Below are 5,522 nucleotides of genomic sequence, written 5' to 3'. Positions count from 1 at the left end.
GCGCAGTACGCCGAAACGCTGCCGCCGCTGCCGCGCGATCGCGACGTCGACGGCAACGGCGCGATCGGGACGACGCGCAACGTCGCGATCACGCTGACGCCGGAAGAGACGCGCGCGCTGCAGCAGCACTGCCATGCGGCCTACCGCACGCAGATCAACGAGCTGCTGCTGGCCGGCGTCTACCTCGGCATGCGCCGCTGGACCGGCGCGGCCGGACTGCGCCTGCGCCTCGAAGGTCACGGTCGCGAAGCGCTGGGCGACGACCTCGATCTCAGCCAGACGCTGGGCTGGTTCACGAGCCTGTATCCGCTCGTGCTGCGCAGCGCGGGACTGGAGACCGGCGCGGTCATCAAGGCGATCAAGGAACAGTACCGCGCGATCCCGCAGCGCGGCCTCGGCTACGGCGTGCTGCGCTATCTCGCGCGCGATGCCGATCTGATCGCCGCGGCCGATGGCCAGCAGGAATCGCTCGTGTTCAATTACCTCGGCCAGTTCGACCAGGTCATCAACGAGACGACGCGCTTCCAGAGCGCGTCGGAGACCATCGGTCCGCAGGTCAGCCTGCGCCGGCAGCGCGCGGCGCCGCTCGCATTCAGCGGCAAGATCTTCGGCGGCCAGTTGCAGTGCGGCCTGAACTACAGCAGCGACCAGTACGACGCGGCGACGATGCAGACGCTCGCGACGCTGATCGAGGACGGCCTGCGCGAAGTCATCCGACACTGCCAGCAGCGCGATGCCGGCGGTTTCACGCCGTCGGATTTCCCGCTCGCGCACGTCGACCAGAGCCGGCTCGACGCCTGGCACGCGGACTATCCGGATCTCGTGCGCCTGTATCCGGCGACGCCGATGCAGGCCGGCCTGCTGTTCGAGAGCCTGCTAGAACGCTCCGCCTACGTCGTGCAGAACCACCCGATCCTGCGCGGCAATCTCGACACCGCGGCGTTCCGCACGGCCTGGCAGCAGGTCATCGCGCGGCACGACATCTTCCGCACCGCGTTCGTCGGCGAGGGCGAGGCCGTGCATCAGCTCGTCAGCGCGCAAGCCTCGCTGCCGTGGCACGAAGAAGACTGGCGCGGCCTCGACGCGGCCGAACAGCAGGCGCGCTTTGCGGCGTACCGCGTCGCCGACCGGCGCCGCGGCTTCGATTTCGGCGAGGCGCCGCTCATGCGCATCGCGCTGCTGCGCCTGAGCGACGACCGCTGGCAGCTGCTCTGGACGCTGCATCACATCCTGCTCGACGGCTGGTGCCTGCCGCTGGTCTACCGCGACGTCATCGCGTTCTATCGCGCCGCCGTCGACGGCCGCCGCGCCGCGCTCGACACGCCGCCGAGCTACGAGCGCTACATCGCCTGGCTGCAGGCGCGCGGCGTCGCCGGCGCGCGCGCGTACTGGCGCGGGCTGCTCGGCGGTTTCGACACGCCGACGCCGCTCGTCGTCGACCGGCTGCCCGGCGATGGCGAGCGCGGTCATCGCGAACAGCGCCTCGAACTGTCGGTCGCGCAGACCCAGGCGCTGCAGACGCTCGCGCAGCAGCAGCGCACGACGGTCAACACGCTCGTGCAGTGGTGCTGGGCCTATCTGCTGCACCGCTACAGCGGAGAAGCCGACGTCGTGTTCGGAGCGACCGTCTCCGGTCGTTCCGCCGAGGTGCCAGGCATCGAGGAAATGATCGGTTTGTTCATCAATACCATTCCGGTCAAAGTGAGCTTTGACGGCAATGTCGCCATTGCAGAGTCCGTCGGACGGCTGCACGCGGAGTTCCAGCAGAGCGTGGAGCACGGCTATCTTGCGCTGCCGGAGATCCAGCGCGAGTCGCGCGTGCGCGCCGGCACCGCGCTGTTCGACAGCCTGATCGTGTTCGAGAACTATCCGCTCGACGCGGTCAGCGGCGAAACGGCCGACGATACGACGGCGACGCTGGAGATCGAGAAGGCCGGCAACAGCGAACAGACGAGTTTCCGGCTGAGCCTGATCGCGAGCCTCGGCCGCACGCTCGAGGTGAAGTTCGGCTATCGCGCCGAGCACTTCGGCGAGGCCGCGATGCAGCGCCTCGTCGGCCACTTCGGCCGCGTGCTCGACCAGCTGCCGGCCGCGCTGCAGACCGGCCGCGACATCGACCTGCTCGATCCGGCGGAGCGCGCGCAGTTCGCGGAATGGAACCGCACCGGGTCGACATTCCCCGACGACGTCTGCATCCACGAGCAGATCGAGGCGCAGGTCGCCGCGACGCCCGACGCGATCGCCGTGGTCGCGGGCGACCGCACGCTGAGCTACGCCGAACTCAACCGGGAGGCCAACCGGCTCGCGCATGCGCTGATCGCGCGCGGCGTGCGCGCCGACGACTGCGTCGGCCTCTGCATGCAGCGCGGCGCCGACCTGGTCGTGGCGATCCTCGGAATCCTGAAGGCCGGCGCGGCCTACCTGCCGCTCGATCCGGACTATCCGTCCGCGCGCCTGGACTACATGCTGCGCGACTCGGGCGCGGCCTGGGTGCTGACGCAGCAGGCGCTCGCCGAGGTCGTGCCCGGCGATCGCGCACGCACGCTCTGTCTCGACACGTCCGATGTTCGGGCCATGCTCGCGCAGCAGCCCGCGCACGATCCGACCGCGCAGGACCGCGCGCTCGCGCCGCACAACATCGCCTATGCGATCTACACCTCGGGTTCGACCGGCGAACCCAAGGGCGTGCTCAACGAGCACCGCGCGCTCGTCAATCGCCTGGACTGGATGCAGAAGGCCTATGCGCTGGACGCGGACGACCGCGTGCTGCAGAAGACGCCGTACAGCTTCGACGTGTCGGTCTGGGAATTCCTCTGGACGCTGACCACGGGCGCGCGGCTCGTGATGCTCGCGCCGCAGGCGCACAAGGATCCGGACGCGCTGTGCGCCGCGATCCGCGAGCACGGCATCACGACGCTGCATTTCGTGCCGTCGATGCTGAGCGCGCTGCTGAGCGCGGCCGACTGGGCGAGCTGCACGAGCGTGCGCCAGGTCATCTGCAGCGGCGAGGCGCTCGGTGCCGAACTCGTCGCGCGGTTCTTCGCGACCGGTACGCCGGCGCGCCTGCACAACTTGTACGGACCGACCGAAGCCGCGATCGACGTGAGCTACTGGGAATGCCGGCCGGAACACGCCGGTCACACCGTGCCGATCGGCCGGCCGATCCAGAACATCGCGCTGCACGTGCTCGACGCGCAGGGCCGGCAGCAGCCGGTCGGCGTGCCGGGCGAGCTGCACATCGGCGGCGTGGGTCTCGCGCGCGGCTACTGCAACAAGCCGGAACTGACCGCCGAGCGCTTCGTGCGCGATCACATCGACGGCGGCGCCGCGGCGCGGCTGTACCGCACCGGCGATCTCGCGCGCTGGATGCCCGACGGCACGCTCGACTACATCGGCCGCATCGATCATCAGGTCAAGATCCGCGGCCTGCGCATCGAGCTCGGCGAGATCGAGACGCTGCTGTGCCGCCAGCCCGGCGTCACCGACGCGGTCGTCGTCGCGCACGGCAGCGGCGAGGACCGTCGTCTCGTCGCCTATGCGGCCACGCTGCAGCCGCAGCAGGATCCGGCCGAAGCCGCCGTGATCCAGCGGCTGCGCGAGAACCTCGCGCGCGAACTGCCGGACTACATGGTGCCCGCGGTGTTCGTGCTGCTGGAACGCCTGCCGCTCAGTGCGAACGGCAAGATCGACCGCAAGGCGCTGCCCGATCCGCAGATCCGGCGGGCTGCGGCGACGCTCGCCGGAACCGCGACCGAGGCGGCGATCGCCGCGATCTGGCAGCGCCTGCTGCGACTCGGCGAGGTCGACGTGCTGACGAGCTTCTTCGAACTCGGCGGCCACTCGCTGCTCGCCGTGCGCATGCTCGGCGAAGTGCGGCTGCATTTCGGCGTCACCCTCGCGATTCGCGACGTATTCGAGCGCACCACCGTGCGTGCGCTGTCGGCCTTCGTCGACGAGGCCGTGCAGCGCGAAGCCCTGCGACAGGGCCTCGCGCTGGACCTCGCCGACAGCAATGATCAGGAGTTGATCGAGCTATGAGTTTTCTCGACGTATTGCAGGAATGCCGGCAGAGCGGAATCCGTCTCGCCGCGCGGCAGGGACGGCTGCTGGTCGACGGCGCGGGCGGCAACCTGACCGCGGCGCTGCGCGAGCGGCTGAGCGCGCACAAGGCCGAGATCCTCGCGTTTCTCGGCGGCGAAACCGCGAACGCCGCGCCGCGGCTGCAGCCGGTCGCCGGCGCCGACGACTATCCGCTGTCGTTCTCGCAGCAGCGGCTCTGGTTCATCGACCAGCTCGAACACGGCAGCGTGGAATACAACATCCCGACCGCGTTCCGGCTGCGCGGCGCGCTCGACCGCGAAGCGCTGGTCGCCGCGCTGAACGCGATCGTCGCGCGCCACGCGGTGCTGCGCACGCGCTTTGCGCTCAAGGACGGCGCGCCCGTGCAGATCGTGCGCGACGTGGCCGCGTTCGTGCCGTATGAGACCGATCTGTCGGCGCTGCAGCCCGCGGTGCGCGACGCCGAACTGCTGCGCCTCGCCGATGCGGAAGCCCAGCGTCCGTTCGATCTGGCCAATGACGCGCTGCTGCGCTGCACGCTGATCCGCCTCGGCGACGACGAACATGCCGTGCTGTTCACCGTGCATCACATCGCGGCCGACGGCTGGTCGATGGGCCTGCTCGTCAAGGAATTCGTCGCGCTGTACGGCGCGTTCGCGCAGGGCGGCGCCGACCCGCTGCCGCCGCTGCCGATCCAGTACGGCGACTACGCGCACTGGCAGCGCACCGCGCACGGCGGCGGCCTGCTCGACGAAGCGCTGAACTACTGGCAGCAGCGTCTCGCCGGGCTGCCGGCATTGCACGACCTGCCGCTCGACCGGCCGCGTCCCGCTCGGCAGAACTTCAGCGCGCAGCGTCATGCCCGGTGGCTCGACCGCGCGACGCTCGACGGCCTGCGCACGTTCGCGAAGGCCGGCGGTGCGACGTTGTTCATGGCGCTGCAGTCGGCGTTCGCCGCACTGCTGTCGCGCTGGAGCGGCCAGCGCGACATCGTCATCGGCACGCCGACGGCGGGCCGCGACCAGCCGGAAACCGCCGGGCTGATCGGCTTCTTCAACAACACGCTGGTCTGCCGCTACGTCGTCGACAGCGGCGACAGTGCGCAGGCACTGCTCGCGCAGGGCCGCTGCGTCGCGCTCGATGCGTTCACGCACCAGCATGCGCCGTTCGACCTGCTCGTCGAGACGCTGCGCCCGGAACGCAGCCTCGCGTACAACCCGCTGTGCCAGATCAAATTCGTGCTGCAGAACCACGACGGCGGTGCGCTCGAACTGCCCGGACTCGTGCTCGAACCCGTCGGCAAGGGCGGCGAGCGGGTGCATTTCGATCTCGACCTGACCGCGAGCGAAGGCGAGAACGGCCTGCAGCTGAGCTGGACCTACAAGGAAGAACTGTTCGATGCGGCGAGCATCGAGCGGCTCGCGCAGGCGTATGAGCTGCTGCTGCGGCAGTGGCTCGCGCGG

2 protein-coding genes are annotated in these 5,522 nt (G+C 69.9%); both read left to right on the top strand.

The features are described from left to right. Positions 1–4,038: amino acid adenylation domain-containing protein (locus tag VLF18_RS02515; protein ID WP_325278043.1), on the top strand; the 4,038-nt coding region annotated here is incomplete at its 5' end. Next, the coding region (locus VLF18_RS02510) for a condensation domain-containing protein (RefSeq protein ID WP_325278042.1) at positions 4,035–5,522 on the top strand (1,488 nt) is incomplete at its 3' end. The genes VLF18_RS02515 and VLF18_RS02510, both read left to right, overlap by 4 nt.

It is taken from the genome of Tahibacter sp. (assembly GCF_035481375.1).
Taxonomy (GTDB): Bacteria; Pseudomonadota; Gammaproteobacteria; order Xanthomonadales; family Rhodanobacteraceae; genus Tahibacter.
Note: the sequence above shows the minus strand (reverse complement) of the source record. Positions and strands in the feature narration are given on the sequence as shown.